The sequence below is a fragment of the Kaistia sp. UC242_56 genome (assembly GCF_044452255.1).
GTDB classification, from domain to species: Bacteria; Pseudomonadota; Alphaproteobacteria; order Rhizobiales; family Kaistiaceae; genus Kaistia; species Kaistia defluvii_A.
Window position 1 is genome coordinate 4,417,696 of the sequence record NZ_JBIOAN010000002.1, and the last position, 18,003, is coordinate 4,435,698.

Consider the following 18,003-nt stretch of genomic DNA (forward strand, 5'->3'; position numbering starts at 1 on the left):
GCCCCTCGCCGCCCTCTACCCTTGAAGGCCGCGTCATCCCAAGACATTCCGGGTGACGCGGCCTGATCTCTCCCAAAATCCACGACAGACATCGACCGGAAACGCCTCTTGCCCACGATCCAGTCCTTTCCTCTCGACGCCTATGTCGTCGCCGCCGAGTTTCTGGGTTCCGAGCCGGTCTTCGCGCTCGGCGACGGCAAGGTCGCCCTGGTCAGCGGCCCCTCCGCCGAGAAGCACGACGTCCATTCCGGTGGCCTGCTTGCCGCCGCCCGCACGCTCGATGGCGACCGGCTGATCACCACCGGCGATGACGGTCGCGTCACGGCGATCGACGCGAGCGGCAAGATCGACGAGATCGCGGTGCAGCCGAAGAAGTGGATCGACCAGGTCGCCTGCGGCCCGGACGGCACGATCGCCTATGCCAGCGGCCGCCAGGTTTTCGTGCGCTTCGCCAATGGCAAGGAGCGCGTGCTGGAGCATGAGCGCACCGCCGCCGGCCTCGCCTTCGCGCCCAAGGGGCTGCGCCTCGCCGTCGCGCGCTACAATGGCGTGTCGCTCTGGTGGATCGGCACGGATGCCAAGCCGACCGAGTTCGAATGGAAGGGCTCGCATCTCGGCGTCACCTTCTCGCCCGATGGCAAGAACGTCATCACGACCATGCAGGAGAATTCGCTGCATGGCTGGCGCGTCGCCGACGGCGGTGGCCACATGCGCATGTCGGGCTATCCGGGCAAGGTGAAGTCGATGTCGTGGTCGGCCAAGGGCCGGTTCCTCGCGACGTCGGGCGCGGAAATGGCCGTGCTGTGGCCGTTCCACTTCAAGGACGGCCCCATGGGCAAGCAGCCGCTGCAGCTGGGCGTGCGCGACCAGATCGTCAGCTTCGTCGCCTGCCACCCGACCGAGGAAGTCGTGGCGATCGGCTACCGGGACGGCATGGTGCTGGCGGTTCGCTTTGCCGACAGCGATGAAGCGATCTTGCGCAAGCCGGCCGATGGCGGCCCGATCAGCGCGCTCGCCTGGGACAAGAAGGGCATCCGCCTCGTCTTCGGCACCGAAGGCGGCGAAGCCGGCGTCATCGACCTCGCCGGCTGAGACGGCCAGCGAGACGCTCACGAAGCTGGCTGCCCTTTCACCTCTCCCTGAGGGAGAGGTCGACGACCGCAGGTCGGCGGGTGAGGGCTTACGACCTCACCGACCTGTCTCCCGGCCGTCGCGCCTTCTTCCGAAGGTTCCCTAAACCCTCACCCGGAGCTTCGCTCCGACCTCTCCCTCAGGGAGAGGTGCGGAGACGCGCGGGCCAAATACTTCAGCGCAGGCTGGGGGCCTTGCGGAAGATCGCGGTCGCGAACAGGATCATGCCGACCAGCGTGATCAGCGATCCCAGGATGACGATCGGTTCGCCGGCCGGTGCGCCGCGCAGCGTCAGCACCAGGCCCGGGATCATGATCCAGAGGCCGATCGTCGAGACCCAGAACTGGATCAGCGCGAGCCGGCTCTCGGCCTTGGCGGGATTGGCGTTGTAATAAAAGCCCATCAGCGCGAGCGATACCCAGCCGATCAGGTTGAGATGGGCATGGGCCGGCGCAAGGCTGAAGTCCTGCTGCGCGCCCATGATGATGCCGCCCAGCATGCCGATGATCACATAAATCACCGCGGTCCCGATAAACATCTGGCTAATTCTTGGCATGTCGAATTCCCCTCCGGAAGCGGGGCCGACTCATCCCGTCAAACGCCCCCGAAACGCCGTTACGACGTTACGGAAGGTAAGTCAAAATCATTCCAAGGTGGGATGTTCGGTCTGCCCGCCTGGGGCGCGTGCCGGCCCGGAGCGGGCGGAGAGCCAAGGCCCAAAAAAAATGACGCCGGCGCGCGACCGGGAGCCGAAGGGGAGGCTCGAGACTCGGTCGCGTCTGCCGGCGTCTGACGCATGGTTTTGGGAGGAAAACGGCATGGCGTCGAAGAAGAAACGCCCGTCGGGGAGGAGGTCGACGGGCGTTTGAAGGTGGCGCGTTGCCGGGGAGGAGGTCAGCGCGGCGCCGATCGCAGGGACTTGGAGGGGAGGAGGTTCCCTGCGAATTCCTTGAACTTATAGCGCGTGTCGGAAGTCTTAGTAACCGACGGCCTGCTTGGCGACGCGCTCGATCTCGCCGCGGTGAATGCCGAGGTCAGCAAGCTCGCGGTTGTTCAGGCGGGAAAGCTCGTTGTAGGTCTCGCGGAACTTGCGCCAGGTCTTGTAGGAAGCAACGATGTTCATAGCCATTTTCGGATGTCCTTTTGAATTCGGTCTGATCTCTGTCGAACTGGCGCCGGATTTCTCTGTCGCCGTTCTTGTTGACGCTGATATAGGCTGATGCCGACGGAATGAGCACTGCGAAAAAGCTCATGCCAGCGATGCGCCTGACGCAGAGCAGCATTAATTTCGCTGTCATATTGCACTGCACATTAAGCGCTGCGGCCGAATTGCGGCACCCAGGTACCGAATGTGCTCGCATCGGGGCGGCAAGCCGGCGGAGACATGCCCGTGACGCATGTCGCGGCAGCCGCGGGCCCTGCCTAATCGGCAGGCGGCATCGACGGCGGATGCGCCCTGCCCCGGCAAGCGCATAAAAAAAGACCGGGCCAAAGCCCGGTCCTCATGGTCTTGCTCGACTTGAGCGCCACTCTCAGAATGAACGCGTCGCGCCGGCGAAGGCGCCATGCTCACCTCTCCCTGAGGGAGAGGCGAAGGACTCCGCCTCGCGTCGGAGAAGTCAGCCCAGATTGTGGACCAGCACGTTGCGGAACTGCCAGGGGTCGCTCTCGTCGATGTCTTCCGGGAAGAAGCCCGGGCGATCGGTGAGCGGCGTCCAGTCGGTGTAGATGCCCTCGACGGTGCCGAGATAGGGCCGCTGGATGCGCAGGCAGAGATGGTAGTCCATCTCGTCCGCCTCGACGATGCCGGCGGTCGGATGCTCGAGCGCCCAGACCATGCCGGCGATCACCGCCGACGTCACCTGCATGCCGGTAGCGTTCTGGTAGGGCGCGTTTTCGCGCGCCTCGTCGATCGTCAGCCGCGAGCCATACCAGTAGGCATTCTTGGCATGGCCGTACAGAAGCACGCCGAGCTCGTCGCGACCGGCGATGATCTCTTCCTCGCTGAGGATGTGCTGCTTCGACTGGCGCTTGCCGGCGCGGCCGAACATTTCGTGCAGGGACAGCACCGCGTCGTTGGACGGGTGGTAGGCGTAGTGGCAGGTCGGGCGATAGACGACTTCGCCCTCTTCGCGCACCGTGAAGTGGTCGGCGATCGAGATCGCCTCGTTATGCGTCACGAGGTAGCCGAGCTGCGGGCCCGGCGTCGGGCACCAGGAGCGCACGCGCGTATCGGCGCCCGGGCCGAGCAGGAAGATCGCCGCGCCGCTTCCGGTGTCATGCGTGCGGGCATGGTCCGGGATCCAGCGCTCATGCGTGCCCCAGCCAAGCTCGGCCGGCTGCAGCGCTTCGGAGATGAAGCCCTCGACCGACCAGGTGTTGATGAAGGTGTCGAGCTGCTTGGCGACGCGGGCGCGCTGGGTGTCGCGCTCGGCGATGTGGATGCCCTTGACGCCGGTCGCCTTCATCAGGGCTGCCCATTCGCGGCGCGTCTTCGGCTCGTCATGCTCGATGTTGAGGTCGCGCGCCACGTCGAGCAGCGCCTGCTTGACGAACCACGACACCATGCCCGGATTGGCGCCGGAGCAGGAAACCGCGGTCGGACCGCCGGGATTGGCGCGCTTTTCCGTCAGCAGCTCTTCGCGCAGCGCATAGTTGGAGCGCGAGGCCGGATCGGCCTTGTGATCGTAATAGAAGCCCGGCCAGGGCTCGATCACCGTATCGATATAGAGGCTGCCCATTTCGCGGGCGAGCTTCATGATGTCGAGCGAGGAGGTGTCGACCGAGAGATTGACGCAGAAACCGCCGGGAGCCAGCAGCGGCGCCAGGATCTCGCGGAAGTTTTCCCGCGTCAGCGCCGCCTTGACGTGCTTCACGCCGTAGGTGGCCATCAGTCCGACGTTTTCACTGCTCGGTTCGATGACCGTGATCTGCGGCTGGTCGAGCGCGAAATGGCGCCTGATCAGCGGGAGGAACCCTCGCCCGATCGAACCGAAGCCGATGATGACCACGGGGCCATTGATGCGACCGTAGACAGGCCAAGTCGTCATAGCGAGACACTCCTCAAAGTCGAAATCAACAAGTGGGGTACCGTACCCTTCCTTCGTGACAAACAAAAAGTCGTGGATGGAGGAGCGTCAGCTCTTCCATCCACGACCGGTTTGAAGCGGGAGCCTAGCGGCTTGTGTCGGCCAGGTCGAGCCCGGACGGGCTTGCAACCAGCGGAAAGTCCGGCGCGGAGAGCGGCGGGACCGACCAGTCGCCTGTCGCGACCAGCATTCCGGAAGCGCCGTCGAGAGCGCCTTCGCGGAGTTCCAGGGCCAGGAAGCGCTTGCGCTCCACGGGCCCCGGCATCAGCAGGCTCTGCGTCGCCGCGGCGGAAAAGCCGAAGCGGGCATAATATTCGGCATCGCCGACCAGGATCACGGCGCCATGGCCGAACATGGCGGCGCGGTTCAGCGCGGCGCGCATCAGCTTGCCGCCAAGGCCTTCGCTCTGCCGTTCCGGCGCGATCGCCAGCGGCCCGAGCAGCAGCGCGTCGCGGCCGCCGGCCGCAACGTTCCACAGACGGACCGTACCGATGATCGCGTCGCCATCGCGGGCGACGAGAGCCAGGCCGGACGCCGGCAGGCGATTTTCCCGCAGGCGTTCGGAGGTCTTCTGGTGGCGATCCGGCCCCATGGTCCGGTCAAGCAGCATTTCCCGGGCGCCGGCTTCGCCGGGCGCCTCCACGTCGATCTGAATCATCGATGGAATTCCCTCAGATCACGAAGGATTCGAGCGGCTTGAAGCCGTTGAAGGCGACGGCCGAATAGGTCGTCGTATAGGCACCCGTGCCTTCGATCAGCACTTCGTCGCCGATCGAGAGCGAAACCGGCAGGTGATACGGCGTCTTTTCGTAAAGGACGTCGGCCGAGTCGCAGGTCGGGCCGGCAAGCACGCAGGCCGTCTTCTCGTCGTGGTCGTGCGCCGTGCGGATCGGGTAGCGGATCGACTCGTCCATCGTCTCGGCCAGGCCGCCGAACTTGCCGATGTCGAGATAGACCCAGCGCAGGTCGTCGGCGGAGTCGCTCTTCTTGGAGATCAGCACGACTTCCGTCTTGATGATGCCGGCGTTGCCGACCATGCCGCGGCCCGGCTCGATGATCGTCTCGGGGATCCGGTTGCCGAAATGGCGCTTCAGGGCCGAGTCGATCGACGAGGCATAGTTCTCCACGCCCGGAATCTCCTTGAGATAACGGGTCGGGAAGCCGCCGCCGAGATTGACCATCGACAGCTGGATGCCGCGCTCTGCGAGCGTGTGGAAGATGCCGGCGGCCGACGCGAGCGCGCCGTCCCAGGCTTCGGTGTTCGCCTGCTGCGAACCGACATGGAACGAAACGCCATAGGCGCGCAGGCCCTGGCGATGGGCATGCTCGAGCACGCCGACAGCCATCTGGGGCTCGCAGCCGAACTTGCGCGAAAGCGGCCATTCGGCGCCGGCGCCGTCGCACAGGATGCGGCAGAACACGCGGGTGCCGGGAGCGGCGCGGGCGACCTTGTCGACTTCGGCTTCGCAATCGACCGCATAAAGGTCGATGCCACGCGCGAAGGCAGCGGCGACGTCGCGCTCCTTCTTGATGGTGTTGCCGAAGGAGATGCGGTCCGGGGTCGCGCCAGCAGCCAGCGCCATGTCGATCTCGGCGACCGACGCGCAGTCGAAGTTCGAGCCGAGCGAGGCGAGCAGCGCCAGCACTTCCGGAGCCGGATTGGCCTTCACCGCATAGAAGACGCGGGTGTCGGGCAGGGCGTGCGCAAAGGTGAGATAATTCTCCCGCACGACATCGAGATCCACGACAAGGCACGGGCCTTCGGGACGTCGGCTATTGAGGAAGTCGATGATGCGAGCGGTCATGAGGGTCTCCCCGATGGCCTGCCAAGGCCAGAAAAGCGTTGCGAAGCGGGACGAAACCGGAGCGAAATCGCCGCGCCGAGCGCTATGGACGCGATCGGAACGTTGAAGACGAGCCGTTTTTGCCGGGGTAAGCCGGCAGTTTTCGCGGGTAGCAGTCGCTTGGGACAAACGGCCAGCGTTTATCGTGAGCGCTGCCTTCGCTTGGAACGGGAGACCCGATCCGCACGCCCGGCAAGGATGTAGTGCCTCTTCAGTGACTACGGCCGATGGAGAGCCGTCCGAGACCAAAAAAGCCCGCTACGTCGTTGCTTCAAGTCGCGTCCTCCGCGGAGACGGAGTTCACCGGTTTCGCTTTCCGGCTGCCGACCTTATCGGGATCTCTCCCGAACTCCTGGGACCCTCTCTTTGTGAGGGTCTTGGGCGTCGCTTCGGCCTCTTGTCCGAAGCCCCACCGGTCGGCACGCAACCACAGGCACGTGCGATAATTGGGCAAGCGGTACGTAGGCCCAACGCGGTTAACATTCAAGCGGTTTTTGCCCCTCGGGCACAAAAATCATGCAGGGGCGGCCGCAGCGCTGCCGACATGACGGAATCACGACATTTTTGTGTCGCCACAGGGGCTTGGCAGCCCCCTCCAGGAGCCGGATTCCGCCTGCCAAACAGGCTTAACGCGCCCGCCACTGCGATTGATTCGTGCTTCCGGCAATCGGCCCGATCGCCTATGCAGAAGCGGCAACAGGAGTGCTGCATGTGAACGAGACCGTCGTCGGCGAAAAGGGCATGGTTGTGGCCCCCCACAGGGCTGCAGCGGAAGCGGGGGCCGAGATCATCCGGGCCGGCGGCAACGCCATCGAAGCGGTGATCGCCGCCGCCGCCACCATCGCCGTGGTCTACCCGCATATGAATGCCATTGGCGGCGACGGCTTCTGGCTGATCCGCGAGCCCGGCAAGGATCCGCGCTATCTCGAAGCCTGCGGCGGCGCCGGTTCGCTCGCCACCATCAAGGCCTATCGCGGCAAGGGCTATGACACGATCCCGACGCGCGGCCCCGACGCGGCGCTCACCGTCGCCGGCGCGGTTTCCGGCTGGAACACCGCCTATGAACTGTCGCAGAGCCTGGGCGGGCGGATCGACCGCCCCACCCTGCTCGCCAACGCCGTCGAACATGCCAAGAAGGGCATAAGCGTCACCCGCTCGCAGGCAAGGCTGACGGCGCAGCATCTGGCCGACCTCTCCGCCGCCCCCGGCTTCAACGACGTGTTCCTGGTCGACGGCAAGGCGCCGGAGCTTGGCGCGACGATCCGCCAGGAGCGCCTCGCCGATACGCTCGAACATCTCGGCCGCGCCGGCTTCCTCGACTTCTACAAGGGCGACGTCGCCAGCGAGATCGCCGGCGATCTCGAGCGCTTCGAATGCCCGGTGACGCGCGACGATCTCGCCGCGCATGAGGCGCGCCTGCGCGCCCCCCTCTCCGTCCGGCTCGAGGGCGCCACGGTCTTCAACTCGCCGCCGCCGACCCAGGGCCTCGCCTCGCTGCTGATCCTCGGCATCTTCGAGCGGCTCAACGTCAAGCGCGGCGAGAGCTTCGAGCATGTTCACGGGCTGGTCGAGGCGACCAAGCGCGCCTTCCTGATCCGCGACAAGCATGTCACCGACCCGATCTTCGCCGGCGATCTCTCCGTGCATCTGTCGCCGCGCGTGCTCGACCGCGAGGCGGCGCAGATCAGCATGTCCCGCGCCGCGCCCTGGCCTCAGGTGGCGAAGAAGGGCGACACGGTATGGCTCGGCGCGATCGACGCCTCCGGCCTCTCCGTCTCCTATATCCAGTCGATCTTCTGGGAGTTCGGCTCCGGCGTCGTGCTGCCGGCGACCGGCATCACCTGGCAGAACCGCGGCGCCAGCTTCTCGCTCGATCCGCGCGCGCTCAATCCGCTCGAGCCCGGCCGCAAGCCGTTCCACACGCTGAACCCGGCGCTCGCCCGCTTCGACGATGGCCGCATCATGAGCTATGGCACGATGGGCGGCGAAGGCCAGCCGCAGACGCAGGCCGCCCTGATGAGCCGGCATGCGCTGTTCGGCATGGATCTGGGCGAGGCGATCGACGCCCCGCGCTGGCTGCTCGGCCGCACCTGGGGCTCGGACCACACCAATCTGCGCGTGGAAAACCGGTTCGATCCCGACCTTCTGATCGCGCTGGAGCGGGCCGGCCACGAGGTCGCCGTGCTGGACGAGGCCTATTCCGACACCATGGGCCATGCCGGCGCGCTGGTGCGGCGCAAGGATGGCCGAATCTTCGGCGCAAGCGATCCACGTTCCGACGGCGCCGCCATCGCCGCCTGACGCGCCCGGCGCGCTCTTTTTTGGCAAATACCCGAGAATGGCGCTATGAATCGCCTGCAAAGCGACGCCGCGATGGCGTCGCCCCGATATCCCATCCAGGAGTCGATAGACGCCCATGCTTCTCGCCAATGATCCGGTCCATGCGTTCGTCGACTATCCCGCCGTTGAAGTGCCGTCCTCCCCGACCGGGCCGCTCGTCGGCCTCACCATGGCGATCAAGGATCTCTATGACGTCGCCGGCTATCCGACCGGCGTCGGCCACCCGCTGAAGCGCGCCGAGAGCGGCGACAAGACGGAGACCGCGCCCGCCGTGCAACTCCTGCTCGATGCCGGCGCCCGCTTCGTCGGCAAGGTCCACACGGACGAGTTCGCCTATTCGATGAATGGCGAAAACCACCATTACGGCACGCCGATCAACGTCCGCGCGCCCGGCCGCATTCCGGGCGGCTCGTCCTCCGGCTCGGCCACCGCCGTCTCCGGCGGCCTGGTCGATTTCGCGCTCGGCAGCGACACCGGCGGCTCGGTGCGCGCGCCGGCTTCCTATAACGGCCTGCTCGGCATCCGCCCGACGCATGGACGCATCGACATTTCGCGTGTCGCGCCGCTGGCCGAGACCTTCGACACGGTCGGCTGGTTCGCCCGCGACGCCGATACCTTCTCCCGCGTCGGCGCCGTGCTGCTGGGCGAGGACGAGAGCGACACGCCGCTGACCCGCTTCCTGGTCGGCGACGACATCCACGCCCTGCTGCTCGGCGAACTGGAAGAAGCCGCCGTCCGTTCGGCGACGCCGCGCATCGCCGCGCATCTGGAGCCGGCCGGCGCCGTCATCGTCGCGCCGGATGGGCTCGCCGCCTGGCGCATGATCTTCCGCACCATGCAGGCCTATGAAGCCTGGCAGGCGAATGGCGAATGGATCGAGAGCCGCCAGCCGAGCTTCGGCCCCGGCGTGCGCGAGCGCTTCGAATGGGCGAGCCACGTCACCCGCGAGGAATATGACGCCGCCGCCCTGCGCCGCGCCCAGGTCCGGGCGCGCGTGCGCGGCCTGCTCGGCGACAATACCGTCCTTGCCATCCCGACCACGCCCGGCATCGCACCGCGCATCGGGCTTGGCGGCGACGAGCTCGAATCCTACCGCAACCGCGCGCTTTCCATGCTCTGCACCGCCGGTCTCGCCGGCCTGCCGCAGATCAGCCTGCCGCTCGCCGACCATGAGGGATGCCCGCTGGGCGTCTCGCTGATCGCGCCGGCCGGCCGCGACCGCGCCTTGATCGATCTCGCCGCCCGGATCATGGCCGGCTAGTCCGCTTCGCCGGCTCACGCCGCCTCGCGCGGGCCGGCTCCCCCTTCGCTCGAAATACCCTAGGCGGCACGATGGATACGCTCACCCGGATGAAGACCTTCGTCGAGGTCGTCGAGGCCGGCGGTTTTTCGGCCGCCGCGCGCAAGATGGGCCGCTCGAAGGCGCTGATCTCCAAATATGTCCGCGAACTCGAGGACGAACTGGGCGCCCGCCTGCTCAACCGCACGACACGCACCCTGTCGCTGACCGAGGTCGGCCAGGGCTATGCCCGCGACGCGACCGAGATCCTGCAGCGGATCGAGGACCTGCAGTCCTCGGTCGGTGACGCCCATGCCGCGCCGCGCGGCCGCCTCAAGGTCTCGGCGCCGCGCACCTTCGGCGATGGCGAGCTCGGCCGCGCGATCATGGAATTCGTGGTCAGCGAGCCGGAGATCTCGCTCGAGCTGCATCTGGAGGACCGCTTCGTCGATCTCGTCGATGAGGGCTTCGACGTCGCCATCCGCATTTCGACCCTGACCGATTCAAGCCTGATCGCCCGCCGCCTCGCCTCGTTCCGCATCTCGGCCGTCGCAAGCCCCGCCGTGCTGGAACAATATGGCCTGCCGGAGCGCCCGGAGGAGCTTTCCGGCAAGCCCTGCGTCATCGATTCCAACGTCGCCTACCGCACCAACTGGCCGTTCCTGATCGACGGCGAGCGAGTGACGGTGCCGGTCAAGGGCCGCGTCGAGGTCGACAGCCCCAACGCCGCGCGCCTCGCGGCACTGTCCGGCCTCGGCTTCGCCATCGTCCCGCATCTGGTGGTCAAGGACGATATCGAGGCCGGCCGTCTGCGCGTCGTGCTGGAGGCCTACGAGCCCGCCAGCGCTGCCATCCACGCCGTCTATCCGCACCGCCGCCATCTCTCGGGCAAGGTGCGCAGCTTCATCGACTTCCTGGTGAAGTGGTTCGACAAGAACGGCCCGCATGGCGGCAATTGCTAGAGGGCTTTGTGCACTTCTTCACCTCTCCCTGAGGAGACTTCTGCACGACCTCAACAACGCGCGGAATGAGGTGCATGGAAGCTCGTCGCCCCGGCGAAGGCCGGGGCCCATGAACACCGGCCAAGTGAGCCGTGGTCAGCTTTTTGCCGATAAGGCCGGTGTGTATGGATCCCGGCCTTCGCCGGGATGACGACGGAGCAACACGTTTTCTTGCGGCTAGATCACGTTGTGCGAACCTCTCCCTCAGGGAGAGGTGAGAAGGCCGAATCCGGCAAGAGGGATCTTGCTCTGATAGTCAGCCCCTCCGGCTCGACACGATCTGGCCGCACTTGTCTGGCCCTTTCAGGCCGTTCGCCTTTCCGCAGAGACCCATCGCATGCTTCGATCCCTGATCGTCTTCGCCTTCGCCGCGCTCTTCGCGACCGCAGCCCAGGCGCATCCGCATGTCTTTGTCGATGCGAAGGAGGAGATCCTGTTCGACGCCGACGGCAAGATGTCGGCGATCCGCCATATCTGGCAGTTCGACCAGGCCTTCACGGCCTTCGCCATCCAGGGCCTCGACGCCAATGGCGACGGCAAGCTGTCGGACGAGGAATTGCAGCCGCTCGCCAAGGTCAATGTCGAGTCGCTGAAGGACTACCACTACTTCACCCGGCTGAAGGTCAATGGCCGCCGCGCGCCGGTCGAGGCGCCGTCCGAATACTGGCTCGACTTCCACGACAGCCGGCTGACGCTGTTCTACACGCTGCCGCTGAAGACGCCGACCGCGGTCGGCGAGACGACGACGCTGGAAGTGTTCGACCCCGAATATTTCGTCGCCTTCAACTTCGTGAAGCACCACGCCATCACGCTCACCGGCGCGCCGGCCAATTGCACGGCGCATTACGCGCCGCCGCATGAGCTCGACGCCGACATCATGGCCAAGCTTGCCGCGATCCCGGCCGACCAGCGCGACCTGCCCGATGAACTCGCCGACGCGGCCTCGAGCCTCGCGGCCCAGATCACGATCCGCTGTTCATGAAGCCATCCCGCGCCTTTCGCTGGATCGGCGCCGTCGCCGCCAGCGCGATGCCGACCCTTGCCCTCGCCGCGCCGAGCCCGTTCGGCATCGCCACGCCCGATGGCGGCGGCACAGTCGGCTGGGCCGGCCCCCTCGCCCCGCTCTTCCAGTGGATCGCGCGCCAGCAATCGGTGTTCTACCGCGACCTGACCGACGCGCTCGCCAACCTGTCGCAGAGCGGCCACGCCGCCCTCATCCTGGTCTCGCTGTCCTTCGCCTATGGCGTGTTCCACGCCGTCGGCCCCGGCCATGGCAAGGCGGTGATCGCCTCCTATCTGCTGGCCACCGGCGACCGGCTGAAGCGCGGCATCGTCATCTCCTTTGCCTCCGCCCTGGTGCAGGCGCTGACCGCCATCCTCGTGGTTTCCGTCGGCACGCTGATTCTCAACGTGACCGCGATGACCATGACGCGGGCGACCGATGCGCTGGAGATCGCCAGCTACGCGCTGATCGCGCTCTGCGGCGTCTGGCTGCTCTGGATGAAGCTGTCGGGACGCGGCCAGGAGTCCAATCCGGATGCGCCAGTCGTCGAGCATGATCCCGCGACCTGCAATCATCCCCATCACCGGCTCGGCCGCAATCTCGCCTTCGGGCCCCGGGTCGCTCCCGCCGGCCTCGCCAATGCGGGGTTTTCGGCCACGGGGCTCGCCGACAGCCGCGTCCCGTCCGGGGCGACCAGCCTCGCTTGCGATTGCGGCCATTCGCACGCGCCCGACCCGTCCCAGCTCGACCGCCCGCTGACCGTCGGCCGGGCCTGGACGGCGATCCTCGCCGTCGGGATCCGACCGTGCTCGGGCGCGATCATCGTGCTGGTCTTCGCCGTATCGCAGAAGCTCTATTGGGCCGGCATCCTGTCAGTGCTGCTGATGGCGCTCGGCACCGGTCTGACGGTCTCGGCGCTGGCGACCCTGGCGGTCAAGGCCAAGGACCTGGCGCTGCGCTTTTCTGGCGGCGAGACGCGGACGCAGCTGCGCGTCGTCAACGGCCTGCAGATCGCCGTCGCCAGCGGCATCCTGCTCTTCGGCCTGCTGATGCTCGGCGGCGCCTTGGCCGCAGGCTAATTTCGCTTCCTTCACCTCTCCCTGAGGGAGAGGTCGACGCACGCAGTGCGGCGGGGGAGGGTTTACGGCCTCGCCGTTCTGGCTCTTGCAAGGCGCAGCTCTACCCGGATGGTTCCCTAAACCCTCACCCGGAGCTTGGCTCCGACCTCTCCCTCAGGGAGAGGTGAAGGAAGGGCCTCCTCCCTACTCCGCCGCAGCCAGGCGACCGCGCGAGGCCAGGCGCGCCCGCATCGCCTCGCCGAAGGCGCGGAACAGCCGGGCGGAGGGCGCGTCGGTCGTCACCCAATATTCCGGATGCCATTGCACGCCGACGGCGAAACCCGGCGCGTCGCGGACGCTGACCGCCTCGATCGTGCCATCCGCCGCCAACGCCTCGACGACCAGCCCTTCGGCCAGTTCGCCGATCGCCTGCCGGTGCAGCGAGTTCACCTCGATCTCGTCGCGCTCGACGATGCGGGCGAAACAGCCATCGGCGATGATCCGGACCGGGTGGCGGATCGCGAAGCGCTCGGCCTGGACCTCGGAAACCGGCGCGCGGTGATCGTGGCGTCCGGGATGCTCCTGCACTTCCGAGATCAGCGTGCCGCCGAGCGCCACGTTGAGTTCCTGCTGGCCGCGGCAGATGGCGAGCAGCGGCACGCCATGCCGGATCGCGGCGCGGATCAGCGGCAGCGTGGTCGAATCGCGGGCCGGGTCATAGGGCTCGGTGCGCGGATCGGCGCTTTCGCCATAGAGCGAAGGATGGACGTTGGAGCGGCTGCCGGTGACCAGCACGCCATCGACCCGCTCCAGCAGCGCCTCGATGTCGAGCGCGTCGCCCAGTGACGGCACGATCACCGGAATGCCGCCGGCGCCGGTCAGGACCGCCTTCACATAGGTCTCGGAAGCGGCGTGCCAGCGATAGCCCTCGAACTCGCGCACATCGGCCGCAACGGCCACGAGAGGCGAGGCATTCTTCAGTTCCGTCATGATCCAGATCGCTTGCTGTGAGGCATTTCGCTCCTTTTACACCGGACCATGGCAAAAAGCCGTCTTTTCGCCAACTCTGCCGGCTACCCACCGAGCCCCCCATAGGCGTTCCCCCGGACGCCGGCAGCCCCGGCCGAGACAGCCGCCGAAAGGCGTTGAGTCCCGGCCGCGATGGCTGCCCTGACCAACCAGGAGGTAAGGAATGGCTCCGAACCGACCGGATCGACGCACGTTCCTGCGTACCGCCGTCATCGCCCCCGGCGTGGCGGTGGCAGGCGCCGCCGCCCCCGCGCTGGCCGCCCCCGCGGTCACGTCCAGCCTGCCCGACATCGTCTGGCGGCTGCAATCGAGCTTCCCCGCCTCGCTCGAAACCATTCATGGCAGCGCCGAGGCGATGGCGCGCACGATCGCGGCGCTGACCGGCGGCCGGTTTCGCATCGAGATCGAGACGCCCGGCCATTTCGCGCCCGGCGCCGAGACGCTGGATGCCGTTCGTAACGGCACGATCCAGGCCCACCAGACCTGTTCCTACTATTATATGGATCTCGACCCCGCCTTCGCGATCGGCACCGCCCTGCCCTTCGGCATGAACGCCCGGATGCAGGACGCCTGGATCACGGATGGCGGCGGCCAGCACCTGCTCGACACCTTCTATGCCAACTACGACCTGGTCTCCTTCGTCGTCGGCAATACCGGCGCGCAGATGGGCGGATGGTTCCGGCGCGAGATCCGCAGCCTGCCGGAGATCGCCGGCATGAAGATGCGCATCGCCGGCGTCGGCGGCACCGTGCTCGCCCGGCTGGGCGTCGAGCCGCAGCAGATCGCGCCCGAGGGGATCTATGCCGCCTTGGCCGATGGCACGATCGACGCCGCCGAATGGGGCGGGCCGTATGAGGACGAGAAGTTCGGCTTCTACAAGGTCGCGCCCTATTACTACTATCCCGGCTGGTGGGAGGGCGGACCGTCCGTCCACCTGCTCGTCAACCGCCCGGCCTTCGAGGCGCTGCCGGAGCTCTACAAGGTGGCGCTGCGCACGGCCGCCGGCCAGGCCTCGCACGAGATGCTCGCCCGCTACGATGTGCGCAACAACACGGCCATCCGCAGCCTGATCGACAAGGGGGTGCAACTGCGGCCCTTCCCGACCGACCTTCTGGAGGCCGCCTACAAGGCGTCGTTCGAGCTCTATGCCGAACTCGCGGCAGAGCACCCGCGCTTCAAGGCGATCTACGAGCCGTGGAAGCTGTTCCGCGACCAGATCTACCAGTCGTTCCGTGTCGCCGAATTCTCGTTCGAGAGCTTCGGCTTCGCCCAGCAGGCCAAGGGGCTCTAGGGTTCAAGCCCATCGTCCCTCCGCTGGATCCTCCTTCGAGGCTTCGCTGAAGCGAAGCGCCTCAGGATGATGCCGGAGTGTGCCAGTCGCGCTGAAGCTTGGGAAATGCCGGGAGCCGGCGATCCCCCCCTCTCCCGCTCGCGGGAGAGGGCTGGGGTGAGGGCCTTTCCTAACCTTCCCGAACCTACCGGAACACGATCCTGCCTTCCGGCTTCGGGGCGATCGTCTTCTGCGCCGCGATATAGTCGATCACGTCGCTCGCCATCAGCTTGGCGTCGACCGGGCTGATCAGCCGCGCCGCGTCCTTGAACGCGACATAGCCGTCGCCGCCATCGGCGACATAGTCGTTGGTGGCGAGCGTGTATTTCTTGTCCGGGTCGAGCGGCTCACGGTTCACCGTGACGCTCTTCACCCGCATGCCGGGCAGTTGCTTCAGGTCGACCTCGACGACGAGGCCCGAGACCTGCGGGAAGCGGCCCGCCGCCGCCTCCGCCAGGCTGAAGCCGCTTTCGAGCGCCGCCTTCAGCGCCTTGCCGGTGACGGCCAGCTTCACCGTCTTGTTGCCGAAGGGCAGCTCGCTGAAGACATCGGCGCGCGTCAGCACGGTGCCGGCCGGATATTCCTTGTCGGCGCGTATGCCGCCGCCATTGGTGAGGGCGATGTCGGCGCCGACCGAGGCGCGCATCGCATCGGCGATCAGGTCGCCGATCGCCGCTTCTTCGCCGCGCACCGTGGCGCGGCGGCTGTCGAGTGGCGTCTGGGTGGTGCCGATCTCGACCTTCAGCTCGGCGTCGAGCTTGTCCTGATAGGCCTTCACCACGCCGGCGATCTTCGGATCTGGCGTCACGGTGGCGCTGTCGATGATCTCGAAATGCGGCCGCCACTCGACCTTCGTCTTGCCGTCCTTCTCGCTCTTGTCGATCGTCACCCGCGTGACGACGATGCTCTCCGCCTGCGCGCCGGATTCCGTCAGCGCCGTCTTGCCGTCGAAGAAGGTCAGCAGGTGCTCGTCATGGCCGGACAGCACCAGATCGGCGGCGTGGTTGCGCACCAGCGCGATATCGACTGAAAGCGGCGTGTGCACGACGGCGACGACGAAATCCGCGCCCGCCTCGCGCAGCGCCTTGCCCTTGGCCTTGCCGGTCTCGATCGAAGGGTTGAAGACCGTGTCGCCCGAGGTGGCGACCACCGGCGTGTCCTCGGTGGTCAGGCCGTAGAAGCCGATCTTGATGCCCTCGATCTCGACGATCTTCTCGTCGATCGTGTTCTTCGGCTGGCTGCCGTCCTTTTCGCGGATGTTCGAGGTGACAACGGGAAACGTCGCCTCGCCGATGCGCGCGTGAAAGACGTCCGGCCCGAAATCGAATTCGTGGTTGCCGGGCGTCATCACATCGACCTTCATCTGGTTGAGGATGTCGATGATGTGGACGCCCTTGTCGATGCCCGAGAGCAGCGACGGCGAGATGGTGTCGCCGGAATGGACGAACAGAGTCGGCCCCTTGGCGCGCTCGGCCTCGACGACGGTGGCCAGCTTGGCAAAACCGCCGCGACCGTCCAGTTCCTCCATCCGGTCGATGTCGTTGGTCTGCACGAAGGTGATCGTCACCGGCGCGGCCCATGCCGGCATCGCGACAAGGGCGGCGAAGGCGAGAAGGCCGAATCGCAGGCTGCGCTGGCGTCCGAACATGAGGGCGATCTCCGGTCAGGGTTGTGCGAGGGGCGTGTAGGCCAAGCATGCCATGCTCATGTTGCAATCGCATAGCGCCGACGCGCGAACGGCGCTGCGACAACGCGCGACGGATGAAAATGCACCCCACCCCTTCGCGCCGCGCGAGGTTGAGGGTAAGTTCCGGCACGATGACCAGCCAGACCGCCGATATCGCCCCTCCCAAGAGCAAGCCTGCCGACCATCCGCCGATTTCGATCGGCCGGGTCGGCGTGCTCCTCGTCAATCTCGGAACGCCGGATGCGACCGACTATTGGTCGATGCGGCGCTATCTGAAGGAATTTCTTTCGGATCCGCGCGTCATCGAGGTGCCGAAGCTGATCTGGTGGCCGCTGCTGAACGGCGTCATCCTGACGACGCGCCCGCAGAAATCCGGCAAGAACTACGAGTCGATCTGGAACAAGGAGCGCAACGAATCGCCCTTGCGCACCATCACCCGCTCGCAGTCCGACAAGCTCTCGGCCGCCTTTGCCGACAATGGCAAGATCGTCGTCGAGTGGGCGATGCGCTACGGCACCCCCTCAATCGCGGAAAAGATCGACGGGCTGAAGCGCGCCGGCTGCGACCGGATCCTGATCGCGCCGCTCTATCCGCAATACTCCGCTACGACGACGGCGACGGTCAACGACAAGGCCTTCGACAAGCTGCGCACCATGCGCTGGCAGCCGGCCGTCCGCACCATGCCCGCCTATCACGACGACCCCGTCTATATCGCGGCACTCGCCACCTCGGTCGAGCGCTCGATCGCGGCGCTCGATTTCGAGCCGGAGATCGTGCTCGCGTCGTTCCACGGCCTGCCCAAGCGCAATCTCGAGCTGGGCGATCCCTATCACTGCCATTGCGTGAAGACCGCCCGCCTGCTGCGCGAACAGCTTGGCTGGCCGAAGGACAAGCTGCGCGCCACCTTCCAGTCGCGCTTCGGCAAGGCGGAATGGCTGCAGCCCTATACCGACAAGACCGTCGAGGCCCTGGCCAAGGCCGGCGTCAAGCGCATCGCCGTGGTGACGCCGGGCTTCTCGGCCGATTGCGTCGAGACGCTGGAAGAAATCGCCGGCGAGAACGCCGAGATCTTCCGCCACCATGGCGGCGAGCAGTTTGCCGCCCTTCCCTGTCTCAACGACAGCCCGGAAGGCATGGCCCTCCTGGAACACCTCGTGCGCCGCGAACTGCTCGGCTGGGTGTGACCGGCGCCAATTGCGTCGCCGGATCGAA

At 66.6% G+C, this 18,003-nt stretch carries 15 protein-coding genes; 8 read left to right on the forward strand and 7 right to left on the reverse strand.

Annotated features, from left to right (window positions below; all coding sequences use genetic code 11):
* The first annotated feature begins 108 nt into the window (after window positions 1-108).
* A complete protein-coding gene (locus ACHMWQ_RS23515; RefSeq protein WP_396309328.1) occupies window positions 109-1,092 on the forward strand; it encodes a WD40 repeat domain-containing protein in 984 nt (327 codons plus the stop codon).
* 214 nt (window positions 1,093-1,306) lie between these two features.
* On the opposite strand, the gene ACHMWQ_RS23520 is transcribed toward ACHMWQ_RS23515, so the two are convergent.
* The 5 genes from ACHMWQ_RS23520 to ACHMWQ_RS23540 form a co-directional block, all read right to left on the reverse strand.
* Entirely contained in the window at window positions 1,307-1,669 is a 363-nt protein-coding gene (locus ACHMWQ_RS23520) for a hypothetical protein (RefSeq protein ID WP_354551419.1), read from the reverse strand.
* Window positions 1,670-2,107: 438 nt separating this feature from the next.
* Window positions 2,108-2,254 (reverse strand): DUF1127 domain-containing protein, encoded by a 147-nt coding sequence (locus tag ACHMWQ_RS23525; protein WP_266330395.1) that lies wholly within the window; start codon window positions 2,252-2,254, stop codon window positions 2,108-2,110.
* Between the two features lie 496 nt (window positions 2,255-2,750).
* Window positions 2,751-4,181, reverse strand: coding sequence for a homospermidine synthase (locus ACHMWQ_RS23530; RefSeq protein ID WP_396309329.1), 1,431 nt, complete (start codon window positions 4,179-4,181; stop codon window positions 2,751-2,753).
* A gap of 124 nt (window positions 4,182-4,305) precedes the next feature.
* Window positions 4,306-4,878, reverse strand: coding sequence for a GNAT family N-acetyltransferase (locus tag ACHMWQ_RS23535; protein ID WP_396309330.1), 573 nt, complete (start codon window positions 4,876-4,878; stop codon window positions 4,306-4,308).
* A gap of 13 nt (window positions 4,879-4,891) precedes the next feature.
* Entirely contained in the window at window positions 4,892-6,025 is a 1,134-nt protein-coding gene (locus ACHMWQ_RS23540) for a type III PLP-dependent enzyme (RefSeq protein WP_354551425.1), read from the reverse strand.
* Between the two features lie 750 nt (window positions 6,026-6,775).
* On the opposite strand from ACHMWQ_RS23540, the gene ACHMWQ_RS23545 reads away from it, so the two are divergent.
* The 5 genes from ACHMWQ_RS23545 to ACHMWQ_RS23565 all read left to right on the forward strand — a co-directional run bounded on the left by ACHMWQ_RS23545 (window position 6,776) and on the right by ACHMWQ_RS23565 (window position 12,766).
* Window positions 6,776-8,365: a gamma-glutamyltransferase family protein gene (locus ACHMWQ_RS23545; RefSeq protein ID WP_396309331.1), complete on the forward strand. Its 1,590-nt coding sequence runs from the start codon at window positions 6,776-6,778 to the stop codon at window positions 8,363-8,365.
* Between the two features lie 115 nt (window positions 8,366-8,480).
* Entirely contained in the window at window positions 8,481-9,665 is a 1,185-nt protein-coding gene (locus ACHMWQ_RS23550; protein ID WP_396309332.1) for an amidase, read from the forward strand.
* Window positions 9,666-9,736: 71 nt separating this feature from the next.
* A complete protein-coding gene (locus ACHMWQ_RS23555; RefSeq protein ID WP_354551428.1) occupies window positions 9,737-10,645 on the forward strand; it encodes a LysR family transcriptional regulator in 909 nt (302 codons plus the stop codon).
* 376 nt (window positions 10,646-11,021) lie between these two features.
* A complete protein-coding gene (locus ACHMWQ_RS23560) occupies window positions 11,022-11,666 on the forward strand; it encodes a DUF1007 family protein (RefSeq protein WP_354551430.1) in 645 nt (214 codons plus the stop codon).
* Window positions 11,663-12,766 carry a nickel/cobalt transporter gene (locus ACHMWQ_RS23565; protein ID WP_396309333.1) on the forward strand — a complete coding sequence of 368 codons (1,104 nt, stop codon included), beginning with the start codon at window positions 11,663-11,665 and terminating at the stop codon, window positions 12,764-12,766. Before ACHMWQ_RS23560 ends, ACHMWQ_RS23565 begins: the two co-directional genes overlap by 4 nt.
* Window positions 12,767-12,949: 183 nt before the next feature.
* Here ACHMWQ_RS23565 and ACHMWQ_RS23570 read toward each other — a convergent pair whose 3' ends face one another.
* Window positions 12,950-13,735, reverse strand: a complete 786-nt coding sequence (locus ACHMWQ_RS23570) for a gamma-glutamyl-gamma-aminobutyrate hydrolase family protein (protein WP_396309334.1) — start codon at window positions 13,733-13,735, stop codon at window positions 12,950-12,952.
* 202 nt (window positions 13,736-13,937) lie between these two features.
* On the opposite strand from ACHMWQ_RS23570, the gene ACHMWQ_RS23575 reads away from it, so the two are divergent.
* Complete coding sequence (locus tag ACHMWQ_RS23575; RefSeq protein WP_396309335.1) at window positions 13,938-15,065, forward strand: TRAP transporter substrate-binding protein; 1,128 nt, start codon at window positions 13,938-13,940, stop codon at window positions 15,063-15,065.
* 184 nt (window positions 15,066-15,249) lie between these two features.
* Here ACHMWQ_RS23575 and ACHMWQ_RS23580 read toward each other — a convergent pair whose 3' ends face one another.
* Window positions 15,250-16,752, reverse strand: coding sequence for a bifunctional metallophosphatase/5'-nucleotidase (locus tag ACHMWQ_RS23580; RefSeq protein ID WP_396309336.1), 1,503 nt, complete (start codon window positions 16,750-16,752; stop codon window positions 15,250-15,252).
* Between the two features lie 170 nt (window positions 16,753-16,922).
* Here ACHMWQ_RS23580 and hemH point away from each other — a divergent pair, with 170 nt between their 5' ends.
* Window positions 16,923-17,975: a ferrochelatase gene (gene hemH, locus ACHMWQ_RS23585; RefSeq protein ID WP_354551438.1), complete on the forward strand. Its 1,053-nt coding sequence runs from the start codon at window positions 16,923-16,925 to the stop codon at window positions 17,973-17,975.
* Window positions 17,976-18,003: the final 28 nt, after the last annotated feature.